Raw genomic sequence first — 19,151 nt, 5'->3', positions numbered from 1 at the left:
CACAACCAAAATGGTTTTGTTTGGGCCCACGCAACCGGCGCCACAAACCCCCCGCCCTATTTGGCCGCCACCAAAAAACCCAAATTTTTTCTTGGCTAAAAAACTCCCCCACTGGGGGGGGGCGGCTCCGGCCGCGCCTCTTCCAGAATAGGTGGGAGAATTTCACCCTTCGCCAAGCCTGTCTTGGCGCATCGGCGGCACTCGATTGGGCCTGCCGCCTTTCTGTTTGACCATGATCTTCTTCCAAAAACCGGCTTCCACTTTTTGGATCATGGTCCGAAAACGCGAAAAGCCGCGCCTGCCTTGTTCCGGCCGGTCGCGGCTTTGTCGATCGAACAATCCCGAACGCTCCCACGCGCGCACCGAACCGCTCGCCTTCCCTGTCGTCGCGCAGCTGGGCGTTATCCGGCCTGCCACGTTCTTGTCATTTGTTGGTCCGGCCGTCTTGCGCGGCCTTGTTCTTGCCGGTCCGGCCGTCTTCGCGCGGCCTTGAAGCGTCCCTGTCGGTGATCTCAGTACATGATGAGTTCAGGTGAGACTTAGTGCATCGTCATCCATTCGCGGGCTTCGCGCAGCGCCCTGGCGATCTCGACTTTCGACATGGCGGCCGACAATTCCGAGCGCAGTTCCGCGGCCCGGACCGAGCCCTTGATCGCAGCGATGTTGAACCATTTGTGGGCGGCGACGACATCGGTCTCGCAATCGCGGCCGGTCGCATACATCATGCCCAGTTCGAAAAGAATGTCGGCCTGGGCAGTTGCCCCCATGGCGCCGAAGCCGGCTTCAGGCATTTCAAAACGTGCCATTTCAATCCCCTGTTCTAGCCCCTGTCAGGCTCCCGAGAGCTGCCTCGTTCTGTCCCCTGGAAACCCTTGGGGCGGCCGCTCTTTCGATGCTTTCGAGAATGAACCGAAGGCTTGAATCCGTCGTTAAACGGCGTGCTTAATTTGAGGAAAACAAAGCTAAAACAAGAGGTAAACGCCGAAATTCATTAACGATGCAAAGCCAGCAATTGCGCCGGTTTGCGCCAAAATTGATGAAAATTTGCGAGGCGCAAATCAAGACTCCGCTAACCACGGAAGACAAAGCCAGCATGCCCGGTGTTTCATTTCTCGCCGACCAGACCGCTTCGGGCGGCTGGAAAAATCCTGAAGTCTTCCGCAGCGGCACCGCTTTTGTTTCGTCGGGAGGTGGATTAGCTTACGTTTGCGTAAGAGGCAGACCGGCGGGGCGCAACACCCGGCCGGATGCCCACAGGGAGGAGAAACGTGTTTCGCAAAATCAGCATGGCCCTCGCGGCCACATTGATCATAGCCGGCACCGCCTGGGCCGACCCGATCGAAGGCAATTGGAAAACGCAAGCCGGTTCGACCGCCGCCATCACGGGCGGTGGCGACGCATTTTCCATCACGCTCAAATCCGGCAAGTTTGCCGGCAAGCGCATCGGTTCGTTCAAGGTGTCCGGCGCCAACAAATACACGGGTACGATAACCGACCCGGAGACCGACAAGACCTATTCGGGCAAGGCCTCGGTCTCAGGCGCTTCGCTCAAGATGAGCGGCTGCGTGCTCGGCGGGCTGATCTGCAGGAGCCAGACCTGGCACAAGCTCTGATCGTTTCGACTGCCGCACAATGAAAACGGGGCCGCAAAGGCCCCGTTTTTGTTCGCGCCTCTGTGTTTGGGACACCGACCGATCGACCGGGCTGCGCCATCTGCGCCCTGACAGTCCAAATTTGAACCGCAGATGAACGCCGGCATCAGAACCGGTTCAGTTGCATCAGGGCATTCTCATGCGTGTCGAAGGAGACACCACGCCATGTTCGCCCGCCGCTTCACCATCGTCTGCCTGCTGATGAGCCTGTTCGGCATGGCGTTCGCCATCCTCGTTGCCGAGGCCGGGCGCCCGGCCCGCTCCTGGGACCAGGCCAATTCCTGCCGGTTCGATTGCGTGAACCATTTTCGCCCCTGAACCGACAAAGTCTTCGAGAGGAGAAAAGCAAAAACCATGGACCGCATCGCCGCCAACGCCCGCAAGACCCTTCGGCTAGTGCCGCGGGCGACGCTCATCCTGATGGTTCTTGCCGCGCCGGTTCTGGCCGTGCCGACGATGCGCGCCGATGCCGGCTCGACGATCGAAGCGCCGGCGCTGAAGAAGACCGGCGTCGGCTTTGTGCTGCTGATCAGCCTGCGGCGTGGCTAGGCAATCGGCCTTCATCGAAACCATTCAAAACAAAAAACGACCCTTCGGCCCCCTCCCAACCGCGTGGCCAAGCCTCTATATTGGGTCATGGAAAAGCGAATCTACCCCCAAGCCATAGACTCAGTCGTGATGCCGGAGCCATTTGGCCGGCAGATCTTCAATGATGCAGCAAAGGCCGTCGCGGCCTTGCAGGCCCTCTACGACCGCAACACCAAATTCCTGCGCGATTCGTTTACGGCGCTCGCCGCAGGCGGCGACAACAACAAGCGCTACCGGGCCTTTTATCCGGAGGTCGGTGTCACCACGACTTCGTTCACCCAGATCGACTCGCGGCAGGCTTACGGCCATATGCCGACGCCCGGGCATTTCTCGACCACCATAACCCAGCCGGCCCTTTTCGAACGCTATCTCATCGAACAGCTTCGCCTGATCATGCGCAATCACGGCGTTCCGGTCACGGTTTCGGAATCGACGACGCCCATCCCGCTGCATTTCGCGTTCCTGGAAGGCTCGCATGTCGACGGCGCGGCAGCCGAGCGCATCAGGCGGCCGATCCGTGACCTGTTCGACGTGCCGGATCTCGACGGCACCGACGACCAGATCGCCAACGGCACGTTCGAAGTGGCGTTAGGCGAAGCCAGGCCGTTGGCGGCGTTCACGGCGCAACGCATCGACTACTCGCTGCACCGGATGTCGCACTACACGGCGACCAGTCCGCAGCATTTCCAGAATTTCGTGCTGTTCACCAACTACCAGTTCTACATCGACGAATTCGTCGCACGTGCGCACGATCTGATGGCGAAAGGCGGCGGCGGATACGTCGAATTCGTCGAGCCGGGAAACGTCGTCACCAAGGCTGGACAAAGCGCGCCCAGCCATGGCGTGGCGCCGCCGCGCCTGCCGCAGATGCCGGCCTACCATCTGAAGAAGCCGAACCATGGCGGCATCACCATGGTCAATATCGGCGTCGGCCCCTCCAACGCCAAGACGATCACCGACCACATAGCGGTGCTCAGGCCGCATGCCTGGGTGATGCTCGGCCATTGCGCCGGCCTGCGCAACACCCAGGCGCTGGGCGACTATGTGCTGGCGCACGCCTATGTGCGGGAAGACCATGTTCTGGACGACGATCTTCCGGTCTGGGTGCCGATCCCGCCGCTGGCCGAAATCCAGGTGGCGCTGCAGGAGGCGGTCGCCGAAGTCACCGGCCTTTCCGGCTACGACCTCAAGCGTATCATGCGGACCGGCACAGTAGCTACCATCGACAACCGCAACTGGGAGTTGCGCGACCAGCGTGGGCCAGTGCAGAGGCTGTCGCAGTCACGGGCGATCGCGCTCGACATGGAGTCGGCGACGATCGCCGCCAATGGCTTCCGCTTCCGCGTACCCTACGGTACGCTGCTTTGCGTCTCCGACAAACCGCTGCACGGCGAATTGAAGCTGCCCGGCATGGCGACCGAATTCTACAAGCGGCAAGTGGCACAGCATTTGACCATCGGCATCAGGGCGATGGAAAAGCTGGCCGAGATGCCGATGGAACGGTTGCATTCGCGCAAGCTCAGAAGCTTTTCGGAGACCGCGTTCCAGTAGGAGCGAGCGGCCTGCGAACCTGGTAACAGCGCGGCAGGGCATTTCGTAATCTTGCTTTGGGCTGCATTTCTGCCGATAAGCAAAGTGGATGGCACCCGTTCGAAACATGATGATGGCGTCGGCAGCATTCGTAACAATGCTCGTCTTCTCGGTTGCGCTGGTGGCCGGGTTTTTCGGAACGCTGCATCCGGTCTTCGATTCCTTCGCTCATTTCCGCGTTCATCTTGCCGTGCTGACGGCGCTTTGCGCGCTGCCGCTGCTGGCGACCTCGTTTCGCCTGCAGGCGGCCACGGCGCTGCTCCTTGCGGTGGCTGCCTTTGCCACCACCTCCAACGCCCTGTCGGTGCCCCGCCTGTGGCCGGTCCAGGCAGCCTACGAAGCCGAGGCCGGCTACCAGCCCGTTTACCCCGGTGATCAGCCGATCCACCCCGGTGACCAAGCGGTCTACCGCCTGCTGCAGATGAACCTGCGGTTCAACAATTCAACGCCTGAAAAAGTCCTGTCGCTGATCGGCCGGACCCAGCCTGATGTGATCACCCTCGACGAGGTGTCCGACATGTGGAAGGCGAAACTTGGCCATCTTGCCAGCGCCTACCCTTACCGGATCCTCTGCCCCTACCCCAATGGCGTATTCGGCGTTGCGCTGCTGTCCAGACGGCCGTTTGCCGCCGGCACGCAACCGCGCTGCGATGGCCGCGACGCGATGGCCATCGCGACGGTCGATTTCGGCGGGACCGACGTCGACGTCGCCGCCATGCACCTCACCTGGCCATGGCCGCGCAACCAGTCACGGCAGATCGGCGGATTGTCGGGGGAGTTCGCCTCGCTCGGCGAGACATCGATCATGGCATGCGACTGCAATGCAGTGCCGTGGAGCGCCGCCGTCCGGCGCGTCGCAGGTCTTGGCAAGCTGACCGTGGCGCCTTCGCCGGGGCCGACCTGGCTCCCTATCAAGCTGCCGGAATTCCTGCGCTTCGCCGGACTGCCGATCGACCTTGTTTTCAGCAAGGGCGCGGTTCTCATCCATTCGGTGTCGAGGCTAGAAAACACCGGCTCCGACCATCTTCCGCTGATGGTGGAGTTCTCGCTCAGGCAGGAACAGAAGAAGCCGGTCGACGAACAAGAAACCGCGACGGCATCGGTGAGACAGAACGGCAGGACCCGAGGCTGAGCTACTGCTTGCGCAACAGCGCCCTGATGAGGTGCTCGACATGGCCGCCGTCGCGATGCTCGCGCGCGTCGAAGGCGTTCTGTTTCGCCTCGTATTCGGCATAGACGGCCTTGATCCGGCGCCTCGCCTCGCGGTGCGTCTTGCTGCAAAACAAGTTGTCGGCGAACTCCAGTCCAGTGATCGATTTCTCGGTCGCCCGCATCATTGTCCTGGCGATGCGGCCATGGTTATGCTCGTGAGCACGAACGCCCGCGAAAAACCGCTTCCAGCGCTTCTGCAGCGCCGGCGTCGCGGCTGAGGCCAAACGCGGCAAGGTGTAGGTGAGATCGAGCGTGCCATTGGCTTGGCGCAGACGGCAGACACCACCCTCCCTTGTGACGTCAAGGTCCCAATCCACGGTATAGGCGGCCAGCGCGATGGCGTGCGTCATGAAGCCGTGCCGCTTCGGACCGTTGCGGTCCATGGCCTCGATCAGGGCGGCGCCCGTGGTTCCAGTGATGTCGTAGGTCCGGGTCTTGACCAGCACCTTCGTGTCAGCCAATGCCGGCGGTGCGAAGCCGCACAAGCCGCCAATCGCCACAAGGCACGTCAGAACCGCCAGGCGCATGGTCATCTCCCGGGTCAGAAAGAATGGAACCACAGGCGCCGCCCCGCTTCAACTTCTTTTAGACGCCGCACATATAATAGGCCTTCACGCGCTTTCATTTTGGTCAACGGGCGAGACGGCCGCCGGGCCGTTCTGGCTTGCTGGGCTACATGTTTTGGTAGACTGGTCCCTCTCCACCTTGTGGCGGCACCCAGGTAATGTTTCGGTTCGGATCCTTGATGTCGCAGGTCTTGCAGTGGACGCAGTTCTGCGCGTTGATGACGAAGCGCACGTCCTTCGCCGCGGGATCGGCGGCGGCGTTGCCATCCTTGTCGACCCATTCGTAGACGCCGGCCGGGCAGTAGCGTGTCGAGGGCCCGGCATAGACATCGTGTTCGGAGCGCTGCTGCAGGTCCATATCCGCGACCAGCAGGTGGACAGGCTCGTTTTCCTCGTGGTTGGTATTGGACAGGAACACTGAGGACAGGCGGTCGAAGGTGAGCACGCCATCCGGCTTCGGATAGGCGATCTTCTTATGCTTGGCGGCCGGTTCAAGCGTCGCATAATCGGCCTTGCCGTGGTTCAGCGTGCCGAAAGGCGAGAACCCGAACAGCGAATTCAGCCACATGTCGAGGCCGCCGATGCCAACGCCGACGACGGTGCCGAAGCGCGACCACAACGGCTTGACGTTGCGCACCTTCTTCAAATCCTTGCCGATGTCGGTCGCCCGCCATGCCGCCTCGTAGGAAGCCAGTTCGTCATTGGCGCGGCCGGCGCCGATCGCCTCGGTGACATGCTCGGCCGCCAGCATTCCGGAGAGCACGGCATTGTGCGAGCCCTTGATGCGCGGCACGTTGACGAAGCCGGCAGCACAACCGATCAGCGCGCCGCCAGGGAAGGACAGTTTCGGCACCGACTGCCAGCCGCCCTCTGTGATGGCACGGGCGCCATAGCCGAGCCGCTTGCCGCCCTCGAATGTGCCCCTGATCGCCGGGTGGGTCTTGAAGCGCTGGAACTCGTCGAACGGAGACAGATAGGGGTTCTTGTAGTTGAGGTGGACGACGAAGCCGACCGCCACCTGGTTGTCCTCCAGATGGTAGAGGAAGGAGCCGCCGCCGGTCTTCATGTCGAGCGGCCAGCCGAAGGAGTGCTGGACAAGGCCCGGCCGATGGTTCTCCGGCTTGACCTGCCAGAGCTCCTTGAGACCGATGCCGTATTTGCCGGGCTCGCGGCCGTCGGAAAGATGGTATTTGGCGACCAACTGCTTGGCCAGCGAGCCGCGCGCGCCCTCGCCGATCAGCACATATTTGCCCATCAGCGCCATGCCCGGCGCGAAGCCCGGGCCATGCGTGCCATCCTTCTCGACGCCCATGTCGCCGGTGACAACGCCGGCGACCGCGCCCTCGCCACTGTAAATGAGGTCCACGGCGGCAAAGCCCGGATAGATCTCGACGCCCAGCGCCTCGGCCTTGGTCGCCAGCCAGCGGCAGACATTGCCGAGCGAAACGATGTAGTTGCCGTGGTTGTTCATCAGCGGCGGCATCAGGATATTGGGCAGACGGAACGAACCGGCGGGGCCGAGGACCAGGAAATGGTCTGCGGTGACCGGCGTCTTGAACGGATGTCCCTCCTCGTCACGCCAGCCGGGCAACAGCCGGTCGATGCCGATCGGATCGACGACGGCGCCGGACAGGATGTGGGCGCCGACTTCGCCACCCTTTTCCAGGACTACGACGGAAAGCTCGGGATTGACCTGCTTGAGACGGATAGCGGCAGCGAGGCCGGCCGGACCGGCGCCGACGATGACCACGTCGAATTCCATGCTTTCGCGTTCGATCTCGCTCATCAACCCCTCACTGGCTGCCGCATTTGCGCATCTTCTGGCTTATCCGCTGCATAGCGCATCAATTCGCGACGCGAAACCGGCGCTGACGTGACAATGCCGATTTCGTCAAAAAGGCCGCGCATCTTACTACAAAATCGCGATTTGCGGGTCCACCAACATCGATCCGGGTCCAAAGAGAGCCGTTGCCCTGATTTTTTTTAATTGTTCGACGGCTTGCTTATCGGCCATACTTCGCACCATGCGCACATACGGGCCATCCGGCTTTTCATCGACGCGCTTTTTTTCGTCGCCCGGACGGATTTGCCGGGCGCTCGTTTTGGCCCTTTCGCCACTGGCGTCGGTTGCCGCCCACGCCGAGCCGCAAAGGGTCTGGGTGGCCGGAGCCTACTCCTTTTCCGACGAACTGGGCGGCTTCCGCATCACCAGCGCCTCGGGCATCGGGACAAAGGAGGACCCGCTTGTCATCACCGAAGAGTTGAATTCGGCGACACCAGTGACACTGACGATCCGCACGACGAAGCCGATCCACCCCTTCGGCACTGCGGGCCAATTTGCCAACGGTCTCATGTATATGCGCATCGACGTGCTCAACAACAGCGGCCAGGCCTGGGTCGAGTTCCAGTTCGAGCTCCAGGAGATACTCCACCGGCCGAGCGTGTTCGGCGACGGCCTGTCGTTCGACCAGCGCAACAAGACGCCTGACAACATCTGGTCGAGCAGCTTTGCCGATTTCGATCGCGACTTCGAACCCTATGACCGGCTGCTGTTCAAGAGCGGCAAGATCGACCCGTTGAAGACGGCAAAATTCGATTACCTGATCACCGACTACACACCACGCTGGACGTTCTATCTGGTGCAGGATCCGCGTATACCGTCGAGCTGAACCACTTCGTCATCCAGGGCGAAGCAGGAGCGAAGCGACGTCGCTGAGGCCCTGGATGACGAAATCATGAAGCATCGCGCCAATCACGATGTTGCAAATTCCCGCCGCGCGGCTGAATGTGAAAGCATGACTGCCGTTTCCCCAGACAACCGACCTAATATTGCCGACCTGCTGGCCTTCTACGCCAGCGCCGGGGTCGATGAAGCGCTCGAAGAGGAGCCGCTGAACAGGTTTGCCGAGGCTGCGTCAAAGCCGCCTGAGCGGGCGCCAGCGACAGTTACGCCGCCAACCGGTGAAAACGCAGCGCTGCCACGCTCGACAAGCCTGTCACGCGCCGGAATGGGCGAAAGGCAAGCTGCGGCGCCGGCGGTGCGCGCGCCGTCCGGTACGGCGACAGTGCCCGACGAGCAGCAAGCGGCATTGGCGCGACACCTGGCGACGACGGCGGCAACCCTGGACGAACTTCGCCAGCACATGGCGGCATTCGACGGCTGCAACCTCAAATTCACCGCCAAGAACTTGGTGTTCGCCGATGGCAATCCGAATGCCGCGGTGATGCTGGTCGGCGAGGCACCCGGGCGCGACGAGGACATCGAGGGATTGCCGTTCGTCGGCCGCTCGGGCCGGCTGCTCGACCGGATGCTGGCCGCGATCGGCCTCGACCGGACCTCGGCCTACATCGCCAATGTGATTCCCTGGCGGCCGCCGGGCAACCGCACGCCGACGCCGCACGAGACCGAGATTTGCCGGCCGTTCATCGAACGGCAGATCGAGCTGGTCAATCCGAAGGTGCTGGTCAATTTGGGCGGCCCCTCGGCAAGCACCCTTCTCAACACCACAGAGGGCATCCTGCGGCTGCGCGGCAACTGGCGCGTCCACACGACCGCCGCCGGCATTGCCATCCCCGCCATGCCAACGCTTCATCCGGCGTATCTCTTGCGAACCCCCGCGCACAAGAAGCTGGCGTGGCGGGATTTCCTTGAAGTGAAGGCGAAGCTTCGGGCGCTGGGTTGAGTTGGGCGTCTTCCCTTCTCCCCTTGTGGGAGAAGGTGGATTGGCGCGTAGCGCCAAGACGGTTGAGGGGTGTTGGAAGAAATGAGGCGCTGGTGATTCTGTCGCCGTGCGCCAGCTTCTCGACTTGGATGAGGGTGTTCGCCAAGCTGGAACACCCTCATCCGACCGAGCTTCGCTCGGCCACTTTCTCCCACAAGGGGAGAAGGGAAGAGCGGCGCTATAACCTCCCCGGTAATTGAAATGCATCTGCGGCCGGCCTAGTCATGCGCCCATGACCGCAACCCAGACTTCCGCCGGCAGCCTCATTCGCGAATGGCGCACGCGCCGGCGCATGAGCCAGCTCGACCTCGCCATGGAAGCCGAAATCTCGCAGCGGCATCTGAGTTTCGTGGAAAGCGGCCGCGCGGCACCCTCGCGCGACATGGTGCTGCATCTGGCCGAGCAGCTGTCGATCCCGTTGAGGCAGCGCAACCAGCTCCTGCTGGCCGCAGGCTTTGCCCCCAGCTTCAGCGAGCGTCCGCTCACCGATGCCTCGCTGGCGCCGGCGATGGCGGCGGTCGAGATCGTGCTCAAGGGTCACGAACCCTTCCCGGCTCTGGCTGTCGACCGGCACTGGAACCTGGTGTCGGCAAACGCCGCCATCGGCCCGTTCCTCGCCAACGTCGCCGAGCCTTCCTTGCTGAAGCCGCCGGTCAACGTGCTGCGGCTCAGCCTGCACCCGGGTGGCGTCGCGCCGCGCATCGTCAATCTGGCCGAATGGCGCGCGCATCTTCTCGACCGGCTGAAACACCAGAACGACGCTTCAGGCGACCCGGTTCTGGTCGAACTGGAGCGCGAGCTTCGGACCTATCCGTCCGGCCTGAACGGCGCACGGCCGCTGCCGGTCGAGCCGAACGCGATCGTGCACCCGCTGCGGCTTGCGCATGGCGATGCCGTGCTGTCGTTCATCAGCACCATCACCGTGTTCGGCACGCCGCTCGACGTGACGCTGTCGGAACTGGCGATCGAATCGTTTTTCCCCGCCGATGAGCAGACAAGGACCGTGCTGGTGCGATTGGCGAACGAGCGGGCCTAGCCGTCCTGATCATCCTTGTGGCGGGGTCGCCTGGCGGGTGCGGGCACGTTCAAGGCCCAGTTGCCGCTCGCGCCAGATGATGAAGATGCCGGCGGCAACGACGATCACGCCGCCGATAAGCATATAAACCGTCGGGACGTCGCCGAAGGCGAGATAGCCGACAACGATGCCAAGCAGCATCGACGTGTATTCGAAAGGCGCCACGACCGAGGCCTCGGCATGGCGATAGGCGGCGGTCATCAGAATCTGGGCGAGCCCGCCGCAAAAGCCTGCAGCAATGAGCAGGCCCGCCTGCGCCGGTGTCAGCGCCTGCCAGCCGAACGGCAGCGACAGCAACGCCAGGAGGCTCGCCGTCACCGAAAACCACAGCACGATGGTTGCCGTCGGCTCGCTCTGGACGAGGTTGCGCACCAGCAGCATGGCGACGGCCGAGATCGCTGCCGCGACCAGTGCGGCGATGACGCCGAGCACCTCCTGATCGCCGAGTGCTGCGCCCGAACCCAGCAGCGTCAGTTCCGGCCATGAGATGACCAGCACCCCGACCAGTCCGACCGCAACCGCGCTCCAGCGATAGACGCGGATCGCTTCGCCGAGGAAGATCGAACTGAACACCACCACCAGCAGCGGCTGTGCGTAGTTCAGCGCGATCGCTTCCGGCAGCGGCAGCCGAATCAGCGCGAAGAAGCCGAGCCCCATGGCGCAGACGCCGACAACGCCGCGCGCAATATGGTTGAGCGGGCGCTTGGTCGAAAATGCGGTGCCAAGTTTTCCCTGGAAGGCCAGGAAGACGACGATCGGAAAGATGGCGAAGAACGAGCGGAAGAAGACGATCTGGCCGGCCGGCACCGTGCCCGCCGCCTTGATGCAGGACGACATGGCGACGAAGACCGCCACCGACACGATCTTGAGCATGATCCCGGTCAGCGTGTTGTGCCCGCCGGGATGGTCCGTCGGGTTCACTTGGCAGCTGCTTCCTGGATCGCCGCCCAGATGCGCGCCGGCGTTGCCGGCATGTCGATGTGCCTGATGCCGTAGGCGCGATAGAGCGCATCCGTCACCGCGTTGAGTGCGGCCGGCGTCGCTCCGATCGTGCCCGCCTCGCCTGCCCCCTTGATGCCGAGCGCATTGGTGGTCGAGGGCACGTTGCGGGTCTCGAAATGGAAGAACGGCAAATCGTCGGCGCGCGGCATGGCATAGTCCATGAAACTTGCCGTCAACAGCTGCCCGTCCTCGTCATAGACCGTGTTCTCGGTCAGCGCCTGGCCGATGCCCTGGACGACGCCGCCATGCACCTGGCCGGCCAGCAGCATAGGGTTCACGGTGACGCCGAAATCGTCGACGATCGTATAGCGGACAATTTCCGTCACGCCGGTGTCGGGATCGATCTCGACCTCGCAGATGTGGGTGCCGTTCGGATAGGTGCATTCGTCCTGCACGAACTCGCCAAAGCCCTTGAGATCGTCCGGGTTCTTGGCTGCCTTGGCGATGCTCGAAAAATCGATCGTGCGGTCGGTGCCGACGATGCGAGCAACGCCGTTGGACAATTCGATGTCGTCGGCCGAGGCTTCCAGCTCATCTGCGGCGATGCGCCTGATCTTGATGGCCAGATCCTCGCCGGCGCGAGAAGCTGACACACCGCCAAGCGGAATGGAGCGCGAGCCACCGGTGCCGCCGCCGGCCTTCAGCTCGTCGGTGTCGCCCTGGCGGACATGAATGTTGCCGATGTCGAGATGAAGCTTTTCCGAGAGGAACTGCGCATAGGCGGTCGCATGCCCCTGCCCGTTGGTCTGGGTGCCGATCTTCAGCGTCACCGTGCCGTCGCCGTTCAATTCGACAAAGGCCGGTTCAGAGCCGGGAAAGGCACAGGCCTCGATATAGGTCGCCATGCCGATGCCGCGGATTTTGCCTTCCGCCTTCGACTGCGCCAGTCGCTCCGGGAACGCCTGCCACTCCGCTTGTTCGATGGCGCGGTCCATATGGCCTGCGAATTCACCGGTATCATAGAGGCGGTCGGTCTGCGTGCGGTAAGGAAACTGTTCGGGCCTGATGAAATTGCGCCGGCGGATCTCTTCGACTGGCAAGGCCAGGTCGTGGGCGCAGGCGTCGACGAGCTTTTCCAGCAGGAATGCCGCTTCCGGACGGCCGGCGCCGCGGTAGGCATCGACCGGGCAAGTGTTGGTGTAGAGGCCGGTCACCGAAACGTCGAGCGCCTGGATGTCGTAGACGCCGGTCGACATGGTGACGCCGATATAGGGGATGAACGGGCCATATTGCGAGATATAGGCACCGATATTGGCGAGGAGATCGACCTTCATGCCGAGAAAGCGGCCGTCCTTGTCCATCGCCATCTCGGCGGTCACGACATTGTCGCGACCTTGCGCATCGGTGAGGAAATGCTCGGTGCGGTCGCCGGCCCATTTCACCGGGCGGCCAAGGCGCCTGGCGGCCTCCAGCACCAGCGGATGCTCGCGATAGACGAAGCTTTTCGGCCCGAAGCCGCCGCCGACATCCGGCGTGATGACGCGCAGCTGATTCTTCTTGATCTTGAATATGTCGGCCAGGATGTACTGCATGGAATGCACGCCCTGCGAGCCTGTGGTCAGCACGAAGCGGTTCTCCTGCGTGTTCCACTCGCCGATCGCCGAACGCGGCTCCATGTAGTTGCAGACCAGCCGGTTGTTGATGAATTCGATGCGGGTGACATACGCCGCCCTGGCGAATGCCGCCGCGGTCTTCGCCTTGTCGCCGATGTGGTAGCTGAAGGCGCGGTTGGAGCCGAGTTCCGGCCAGACAAGCGGCGTGCCTTCGTCAAGCGCCGTGGCGGTGCCGGACGCGGCATCCTCGCCCTCGTATTCGACCTCGATCAGTTCGGCCGCGTCCTGCGCCAGCGCGCGGCTGTCGGCGACGACGAAGGCGACGGCGTCGCCGACATAATTGACCCGGTCGCGGCAAAGGACCGGAATGTCGCGGGTCGGCGCCTTGGTGCCGTCCGGCTGCCTCTGCATGACGCCGGATTTCAGCTTGCCGAGATGAGCAAGATCAGCACCGGTCAGCACCAGATGGACGCCAGATGCCGCCTTGGCCGCCTCGGTCGAACCGAGGGTGAAGCTTGCCTTGGCCACCGGCGAGCGCAGGACATAGCCGTGCAGGAGGCCGGCCGGCTGGATGTCGTCCGTATAGCGACCGAGACCCTTGAGGAAGGCCTGGTCCTCGCGACGCAGCACAGAGGCGCCCATGCCGAATTTCGGTGTGACGACGGTCATGGATACCTCGCGACGATGATTGGAAAACGAGTGCCTGAAATAGGCGCTGCGCCAGTTTTGTCGAGTGACGGTTTCGTGTAAAGAGCGCGTGCTTCACATTTCTTCGACCAGCGGATCCACCTGCCGCTGCGGAAATCGACAGGAAAACCAACGGAATGCGCACGGACACCGGCCAGGTCTTCAAGCTCGAAGACTATCGCCCCACCGACTATCTCATTCCGGAAACCGGCCTGACTTTCCGCCTGTCGCCAGAAGCCACGCGCGTCATCGCCGTGCTGACGGTCGAGCGCCGCGACGGCGTCGCGGCGTCAGTGCCGCTGGTGCTGGACGGCGATGGTCTGACGCTCAGCCGCATCGCAATCGACGGCCAGACACTTGCGCCGGCCGATTTTTTCGCCACGCCCGATCAGTTGACGATCACCACGCCGCCCGCAGCAGCCCGCTTCCAGCTCCTGATCGAAACCGAGCTGGCGCCGGCGCACAACGAAGCCCTGATGGGTCTCTATCGCTCGAGCGACGTCTATTGCACGCAATGCGAGGCCGAGGGCTTTCGGCGCATCACCTATTTTCTCGACCGTCCCGATATCCTGTCGGTCTATACGGTGCGTATCGAGGCGCGGCAGTACGAGGCGCCACTGCTTCTTTCCAACGGCAACCCGGCTGGCAGCGGCGAACTTGCCGACGGCTGGCACTATGCAGTCTGGCACGACCCTTTCCCCAAGCCGTCCTATCTGTTCGCCCTTGTTGCGGGGGCTCTCGGCAGGGTCTCGGACAGCTTCGTCACATTGTCCGGCCGCCAGGTCGAGCTCGGCATCTTTGTCGAGCCGGGCAAGGAGCGGCTCGCCGGCTACGCCATGGACGCCCTGAAACGGTCGATGAAATGGGACGAGGAAGCGTTCGGCCGCGAATACGACCTCGACGTCTTCAACATCGTCGCCGTGTCCGACTTCAACATGGGCGCGATGGAGAACAAGGGCCTCAACATCTTCAACGACAAGTATGTGCTGGCCGATCAGGAGACCGCAACGGACGCCGATTTCGCCAATATCGAGGCGATCATCGCGCATGAGTATTTCCACAATTGGACCGGCAACAGAATCACTTGCCGCGACTGGTTCCAGCTTTGCCTGAAGGAAGGGCTGACGGTTTTCCGCGATCACGAATTCTCCGCCGACCAACGCTCGCGAGCGGTGAAACGCATCGCCGAAGTGCGCACGCTCAAGGCACATCAGTTTCCCGAAGACCAGGGACCGCTGGCGCATCCGGTGCGACCGCGCCGCTACCGCGAGATCAATAATTTCTACACGGCGACAGTCTACGAAAAGGGCTCGGAAGTGGTGCGCATGATCCGCACCATTCTCGGCGCCGAGACGTTCCGGGCCGGCATGGATCTCTATTTCGAGCGCCATGACGGCGAGGCTGCAACCATCGAGGACTTCATCAAGGTGTTCGAGGATGTGTCCGGGCGCGACCTCGCGCAATTTTCGCTGTGGTACCATCAGGCCGGCACGCCCAATCTGACCATCAGTTCGACGCACAATGCGGCGGCCCAGGAATTCACGCTCGAGATCGAACAGTCGGTGCCGCCAACGCCGTCCGAAAGCCGCAAGCGGCTGATGCATATTCCGCTGGCCTTCAGCCTGGTCGGCACCGACGGCAAAGCGATAGAATATGGCGGCGTCGAGGGCGCCAGCGTCGAGGACGGCGTCATCCATATCCGCAAGCGCCGGCACATGGTGCGCTTCTCGGGCGTCACTGAGCGCCCGGCGATGTCGCTCAACCGCGGCTTCTCGGCGCCGGTGACGCTTTCCGTCGAGCAGAGGGCCGACGATCAGTTCTTCCTTGCTGGCCATGACAACGATACCTTCTCGCGCTGGCAGGCGTTCAACACGCTTTTGACCGAGGCTCTGATATCCACCTTCCGCCAGGTCCTTGACGGCAAGCAGCCCGGTTTCGCATCGCGGTTGATCGAGCTTGCCGGCAAAATAGCCGGCGACGAGACACTCGAACCGGCCTATCGGGCGCTGGCTTTGGCGCTTCCTAGCGAAGCCGATATCGCCCGTGACATCGGCAAGAACATCGACCCCGATGCCATTTTCTCGGCCCGCGAGGCGCTGACGGTCGCGATCGCCGAGGCGAATCGCGAGATATTCTCCGACCTCTACGATCGACTGACCGACAAGGACGCTTTCAGTCCTGATGCGGCAAGCGCCGGTCGCCGGGCGCTGCGCAACACCTTGCTCGACTATCTTTCGCTGCTGCATGGAGGTGCGGCGCTTGCGGCCCGGCATTTCCAGTCCGCGACCAACATGACCGACCGGGCCGCCGCATTGAGCGTGCTTGCGCTGCGCCATAACGGTTCGCCCGAGACGGTCAAGGCGCTGGCGGAGTTCGAAGCGAAATATGCGACCGATCCGCTGGTGATGGACAAATGGTTCCATATCCAGGCCAGCGTGCCGGGCCCGCAAACCATTCATGCAGTGCGCGCCCTGACCGGCCACCCGGCCTTCTCGATGGCCAACCCGAACCGGGTGCGCTCGCTCGTCGGCACGTTTTCCAGCGCCAACCAGACCGGCTTCCATCGCGCCGACGGCGAGGGCTACCGGTTTTTCGTCGAAACGGTCCTGCAGGTCGAAAAGCGCAACCCGCAATTGGCCGCCAGGCTGGCGACGGCACTCAGATCATGGCGCTCGCTGGAACCTGCCCGGCAGGGCAAGGCAAGGGAAGCGCTGCTTTCGATTGCCAGTACCGAGAACCTGTCGGCCGATTTGCGCGACATCATTGAGCGCACGCTGGCGTAAGGTAAGTTGATATTCAGGTGATGCCGGCCTGCGAACGGCGGCTTCCTGCGCTTCCGGTGCTCACGTACCCAAAAGTACGCTCCGCTCCGGTTCTCTGAATCCACCGTTCTCGGCACGGCCTGACCTGAATCTCAACACACCTTAGAAGGTTGCCGCCCGGCACCATCGGGCGGGAAAGTCCATTATTTTAGTCGATTTTTAATCTTTTTTCGCTGCGCCTATGGACAAGCCGAATCACCTTTGATTCTTTAGCTGAAGATTCGGAAGTGCGGCGTCGCCGGATCGTCAAGCAGATTTAAAATCGGGGAGAGCCATTTATGGCGAAGGCGGACGCGTGGGGCGCGCCCGGAGGGACGGGTTTTGAGCAGCGTGAGGCGGGAAGCGACGGTCTCGCCGGCAATGCGCGGCTGATCGCCGAACCCGCCTACCGACGGCTTCTGGCAGCCGAGCCATTGCTGCGCCGATCGATACCGGCCCTCATCATCATTTTCCTGATTGTCATCGCGGCACTGCGGTTCCTGTCGCTGATGCACGAGCGCGACGACGTGGAACGCGACGCCAAGGCGATCCTCTCGCTCGCGGCGGGCCAACTGGCCAGTTCGATCAGCGTCGATGCGAGCATGGCCTCGACGCCTGGCGCGACGCAGGACCTGTTGGAGGGCATCAGCCGTCAGGGCGCCATGGGCCGAAGCCACGTGCTTGCGGTCACCGACAGCGCGTTCAAGATCGTTGCCGTGACACCGCAATCGACGGGCTGGGAAGGGCGGTCGCTCGACGCCATCGCCCAGGGCGGTCAACCGCTGTTCATGTTCGGCGACCGCGCCGGGGTGATGGAGGTCAGCATCGGCGGCCAGGACTGGTATGCGGCGGTGAGCCTGGCAAACGGCAGGAATGGTGCTGCCGCAGCGCTCGTCCCGCAGGATGCGGTCTTCGACACGTGGCGCAAGACCGTTTCGCTCAACGTCACGCTGTTCGTGCTGACGGCCGGCGTGCTGATCATCGTTCTCTATGCCTATTTCGGCCAGGCGGCGCGCGCCCAGACCGCCGACCGCATCTATCTCGAAGCGCACCAGCGCATCGACATGGCGCTGGTGCGCGGCCGCTGCGGCCTGTGGGACTGGGACATGGTGCGCGGCAAGATGTACTGGTCGCGTTCGATGTACGACATGCTGGGCTATGAGCCCTGCGACACGATGCTGTCGTTCGGCGAGGTCGACGGGATCATCCACCCGGAGGACGGCGACCTGTTCCAACTCGCCAACAGGATCGTCGCACGCGAGATCGACCACATCGACCAGGTGTTCCGGATGCGCCACGCCGACGGACAATGGGTGTGGATGCGCGCAAGAGCGCAGGTGATCGACCCGGAAGCGCCGGAGATCCAGTTGATCGGCATCGCCGTCGACGTCACCGAGCAGCGGCATTTGGCGCTGCGCTCCGAGGCCGCGGATCTTCGCCTGCGAACGGCCATCGAAAACATCAACGAATCCTTCGTGCTCTGGGATTCGGCCCAGCGCCTGATCATGTGCAATTCCAAGTACCAGCAGGACAACGGCCTGTCGGATCGCGACGTGATGCCGGGCGCCTCGCGCGCCGTTCTTGAAGATCGCATGCTTGCCTTCGCCTCGGAGCGCCGGCTTGCCAACACCAACGGGCAGCAAGGCGGCGTGACCTTCGAGCGGCAGCTTGCCGATGGCCGCTGGCTGCAGGTGAACGAATTGCGGACCAGGGACGGCGGCACCGTCTCGGTCGGCTCCGACATCACCCAGATCAAGCTGCACCAGGAGAAGCTGGTCGACAGCGAGCGCCGGCTGATGGCCACGATCCACGATCTCAGCCTTGCCCGCCGGGCAGAGGAAGAGCGGTCGCGCGAACTGGTCGAGCTCAATCAAAAATACATGAAGGAAACCGAGCGCGCCGAGGCCGCGAACCGGGCCAAATCCGAGTTCCTGGCCAACATGTCGCATGAATTGCGCACGCCGCTCAACGCGATCATCGGCTTCTCCGAACTGATGGAACAGGCGCTGTTCGGGCCCCTGGGTTCGCCGCGCTACGAGGAATACGCCACCGACATCAACGGCAGCGGCAAATATCTTCTGGGCGTCATCAACGACATCCTCGACATGTCGAAGATCGAGGCCGGCCAGTTCTCGATGGATCAGGAGGAAATCGACCTCTGCCCGCTGATGCGGGAAACGGTGCGCGTCATCTCGCTGCAGGCGGCGGAAAAGTCGATCACCGTCGAAACACGTATCCCCGATTCGCTGACACTGTTCGCCGACCGCCGGGCGATCAAGCAGATCATCATCAACCTGCTGTCGAATGCGGTGAAGTTCACCGGCCAGGGCGGCCGCATTGCGGTAAGGGCCCGCAACACCTCCAGCGCTCTGGTGCTGACGATCGAAGACAATGGCTGCGGCATCCCGAAGGAGGCGCTGAGCAAGCTCGGGCGGCCGTTCGAGCAGGTGCAGAACCAGTTCTCCAAGAGCCATGCCGGTTCCGGCCTCGGCCTTGCCATCTCACGCTCGTTGGCCGAGCTTCAGGGCGGCGCCTTGAAAATCCGCTCCACCGAAGGCACCGGCACGATCGTGTCGGTGCGCATTCCGACCAGGAAGCCGACGCAGCCGGTCAGGGCCGCCGCCTGACCCTCTGTCGTCGTGAAGCGGTTGCAACTTTCGGAAAACGCCGGACCGACAGCAACCCCGATGCTATTCGAAACAG

Annotated in this window: 16 protein-coding genes; 11 read left to right on the top strand and 5 right to left on the bottom strand. The window is 62.8% G+C overall.

Annotated elements, in window-relative coordinates; translation table 11 throughout:
• The first annotated feature begins 205 nt into the window (after positions 1-205).
• The gene (locus AC0L2K_RS12370) at positions 206-493 is read left to right on the top strand and encodes a hypothetical protein (protein WP_473531469.1); all 288 of its coding nucleotides are present in this window, start codon (positions 206-208) and stop codon (positions 491-493) included.
• Positions 494-539: 46 nt separating this feature from the next.
• Here AC0L2K_RS12370 and AC0L2K_RS12365 read toward each other — a convergent pair whose 3' ends face one another.
• Complete coding sequence (locus AC0L2K_RS12365) at positions 540-806, bottom strand: SEL1-like repeat protein (RefSeq protein ID WP_027152750.1); 267 nt, start codon at positions 804-806, stop codon at positions 540-542.
• Between the two features lie 462 nt (positions 807-1,268).
• Here AC0L2K_RS12365 and AC0L2K_RS12360 point away from each other — a divergent pair, with 462 nt between their 5' ends.
• From AC0L2K_RS12360 to AC0L2K_RS12340, 5 genes are all read left to right on the top strand, one after another.
• A complete protein-coding gene (locus AC0L2K_RS12360) occupies positions 1,269-1,613 on the top strand; it encodes a DUF2147 domain-containing protein (RefSeq protein ID WP_473531468.1) in 345 nt (114 codons plus the stop codon).
• Positions 1,614-1,817: 204 nt separating this feature from the next.
• Entirely contained in the window at positions 1,818-1,970 is a 153-nt protein-coding gene (locus AC0L2K_RS12355) for a hypothetical protein (protein WP_023800794.1), read from the top strand.
• Between the two features lie 36 nt (positions 1,971-2,006).
• Positions 2,007-2,201: a hypothetical protein gene (locus tag AC0L2K_RS12350; protein WP_128172684.1), complete on the top strand. Its 195-nt coding sequence runs from the start codon at positions 2,007-2,009 to the stop codon at positions 2,199-2,201.
• Between the two features lie 129 nt (positions 2,202-2,330).
• Complete coding sequence (locus AC0L2K_RS12345) at positions 2,331-3,791, top strand: AMP nucleosidase (protein ID WP_236371758.1); 1,461 nt, start codon at positions 2,331-2,333, stop codon at positions 3,789-3,791.
• A gap of 88 nt (positions 3,792-3,879) precedes the next feature.
• Positions 3,880-4,962 carry an endonuclease/exonuclease/phosphatase family protein gene (locus tag AC0L2K_RS12340; protein WP_473531467.1) on the top strand — a complete coding sequence of 361 codons (1,083 nt, stop codon included), beginning with the start codon at positions 3,880-3,882 and terminating at the stop codon, positions 4,960-4,962.
• A gap of 1 nt (position 4,963) precedes the next feature.
• Here AC0L2K_RS12340 and AC0L2K_RS12335 read toward each other — a convergent pair whose 3' ends face one another.
• On the bottom strand, positions 4,964-5,569 hold the full coding sequence (locus tag AC0L2K_RS12335) for a DUF922 domain-containing protein (protein WP_128172683.1): 606 nt from the start codon (positions 5,567-5,569) through the stop codon (positions 4,964-4,966).
• A 145-nt stretch (positions 5,570-5,714) separates the two neighbouring features.
• Positions 5,715-7,394, bottom strand: a complete 1,680-nt coding sequence (locus AC0L2K_RS12330; RefSeq protein WP_473531466.1) for an electron transfer flavoprotein-ubiquinone oxidoreductase — start codon at positions 7,392-7,394, stop codon at positions 5,715-5,717.
• A gap of 238 nt (positions 7,395-7,632) precedes the next feature.
• Here AC0L2K_RS12330 and AC0L2K_RS12325 point away from each other — a divergent pair, with 238 nt between their 5' ends.
• The 3 genes from AC0L2K_RS12325 (at position 7,633) to AC0L2K_RS12315 (ending at position 10,366) form a co-directional block, all read left to right on the top strand.
• Entirely contained in the window at positions 7,633-8,277 is a 645-nt protein-coding gene (locus AC0L2K_RS12325) for a hypothetical protein (RefSeq protein ID WP_473531465.1), read from the top strand.
• A gap of 126 nt (positions 8,278-8,403) precedes the next feature.
• Positions 8,404-9,291 carry a uracil-DNA glycosylase gene (locus AC0L2K_RS12320; protein ID WP_473531464.1) on the top strand — a complete coding sequence of 296 codons (888 nt, stop codon included), beginning with the start codon at positions 8,404-8,406 and terminating at the stop codon, positions 9,289-9,291.
• Between the two features lie 271 nt (positions 9,292-9,562).
• Positions 9,563-10,366: a helix-turn-helix domain-containing protein gene (locus AC0L2K_RS12315; protein WP_287341848.1), complete on the top strand. Its 804-nt coding sequence runs from the start codon at positions 9,563-9,565 to the stop codon at positions 10,364-10,366.
• Positions 10,367-10,375: 9 nt separating this feature from the next.
• Here the strand turns inward: AC0L2K_RS12315 and AC0L2K_RS12310 are convergent, their stop codons facing one another.
• Entirely contained in the window at positions 10,376-11,278 is a 903-nt protein-coding gene (locus AC0L2K_RS12310) for a DMT family transporter (protein WP_084833792.1), read from the bottom strand.
• Between the two features lie 44 nt (positions 11,279-11,322).
• Positions 11,323-13,629, bottom strand: coding sequence for a xanthine dehydrogenase family protein molybdopterin-binding subunit (locus AC0L2K_RS12305; RefSeq protein WP_287258528.1), 2,307 nt, complete (start codon positions 13,627-13,629; stop codon positions 11,323-11,325).
• Positions 13,630-13,784: 155 nt separating this feature from the next.
• Here AC0L2K_RS12305 and pepN point away from each other — a divergent pair, with 155 nt between their 5' ends.
• Both pepN and AC0L2K_RS12295 read left to right on the top strand, forming a co-directional pair.
• The gene (pepN, locus tag AC0L2K_RS12300) at positions 13,785-16,430 is read left to right on the top strand and encodes an aminopeptidase N (RefSeq protein ID WP_473531463.1); all 2,646 of its coding nucleotides are present in this window, start codon (positions 13,785-13,787) and stop codon (positions 16,428-16,430) included.
• A 317-nt stretch (positions 16,431-16,747) separates the two neighbouring features.
• Positions 16,748-19,075: a PAS domain-containing sensor histidine kinase gene (locus AC0L2K_RS12295; RefSeq protein WP_473531462.1), complete on the top strand. Its 2,328-nt coding sequence runs from the start codon at positions 16,748-16,750 to the stop codon at positions 19,073-19,075.
• Positions 19,076-19,151 lie beyond the last annotated feature (76 nt).

The organism is Mesorhizobium sp. WSM4817, assembly GCF_055811135.1.
Note: the sequence above shows the minus strand (reverse complement) of the source record. Positions and strands in the feature narration are given on the sequence as shown.